We start from the raw sequence: 1,518 nt of genomic DNA on the forward strand, positions 1-1,518 counted from the left end.
GGCGAGGGTGGCGAAGACCGCGGCGAGGCCGGCGATGGCGAAGACGGTCCGGAAGGCGGCGAGGGTGGGGACGGGACCGACGGAGGTCGCGACCGACAGATGACCGAGGATGGCGGCGACGGCGGCGCTGCAGGTCGCCTGGCCGACCATCCGCATGAGGACGGTGATGCCGCCGGCGGCGGTCTGCCCGCGGGGCACCGCCTGGACGGTCAGCATGGACACACCCGAGTAGGCCAGGGCGGTACCGGCGGCGACCACCACCCCACCCAGGATGATCATGATGAGGTGGTGACTGTCGGCCAGGCGGAGCAGGTAGCCGGCGGTCAGGATGTTCGTGCCGAGCAACAGGGTGGTCCGCGGGCCGCGGGTGGCGGTGATCCACGCCGACAGGGGGGAGAGCGCGGCCATCACCAGCCCCGCGGGCAGCAGGCACAGTCCACCGGCCAGCACCGACAGGCCCAGGCCGTAGCCGGCCTCCTTCGGCACCTGGACGAGCAGGGCGGTGCACATCGCGTTGGCGTAGAAGGCGAAGCCGACGCCGAGCGCGGCGAGGTTGGCCATCAGCACCGGACGGCGGGCCGCCAGACGCAGGTCCACCAGCGGATCGACGGTGCGGACCTGCCGGCGGGCCCACCCGACGAGGATCACCAGGGTCGCGGTCGCCAGGCCCAGCACCTGGAGGCGCAGGGGTCCGCCGGCCGCGGCCTGGGAGACGGTGAGCAGCCCGCACAGCAGGCCGGCGGCGAGTCCGACGGCGCCGTGGGTGTCGAAGCGGGCCGGTTCGCGCACCGGTGACTCCCGCACGACCATCCGCGCGGCGACCAGCAACGTCAGGCCGCACGCGGCGATCACCCAGAACATCACGTGCCAGTCGGTGTACTGGACGATCAGCGCCCCGAACGGGATGCCGACGACCGCGCCCACCCCCACCGTCGCGCTCATCATCGCCACGGCCGCCCCCACCCGGGCCGCCGGCAGTTCGTCGCGCAGAATGCTGATCGACAGCGGCACCACCGCCAGGCAGGCGCCCTGCATGCCCCGCCCCGGGATGAGCAGCCACAGCTGCGAGGACACCGCGCACAGCAACGATCCGGCGACTAGGACCCCGAGGGCGACCAGCAGCATCCGCCGTTTCCCCACGATGTCCCCCGCCCGGCCGAACAGGGGCGTGACCACCGCCGCGACCAGCAGTCCCACGGTGATCAGCCAGCTGGCGCTGGTGGCCGAGGACCCGGTCAGCCGCGGCAGCGCCGGCAGCAACGGGACGAGCCAGACCTGCGCGACCGCGGTCAGTACCCCACCGGCCCCGAGGACGACGGCGAGCCGCCGTCCTCGCCCGGTACCGACCGCGACCAGCGGCACGGTGGGGGCGGCGTCGATCGGATGCAGGGCAGGTACGTCCACAGGGCTCCTCGTGCAGGTCCGCAGGCCCCTGGCCCTGGGGCGCTGCGATGGCCCCCGGGATGACCCACCGGCACAGTGAACGTCCCGTAACTTTCGAAGGTCAACGCCATCCCC

The 1,518-nt window shown here is 73.4% G+C and carries 1 protein-coding gene; it reads right to left on the reverse strand.

All coding sequences use genetic code 11. The annotated features are described in order from the left end of the window. Window positions 1–1,404: MFS transporter (locus G6R24_RS20850; RefSeq protein WP_163550822.1), on the reverse strand; the 1,404-nt coding region annotated here is incomplete at its 3' end. Window positions 1,405–1,518 lie beyond the last annotated feature (114 nt).

Source organism: Candidatus Frankia nodulisporulans (genome assembly GCF_902806475.1).
Taxonomy (GTDB): domain Bacteria; phylum Actinomycetota; class Actinomycetes; order Frankiales; family Frankiaceae; genus Frankia; species Frankia umida.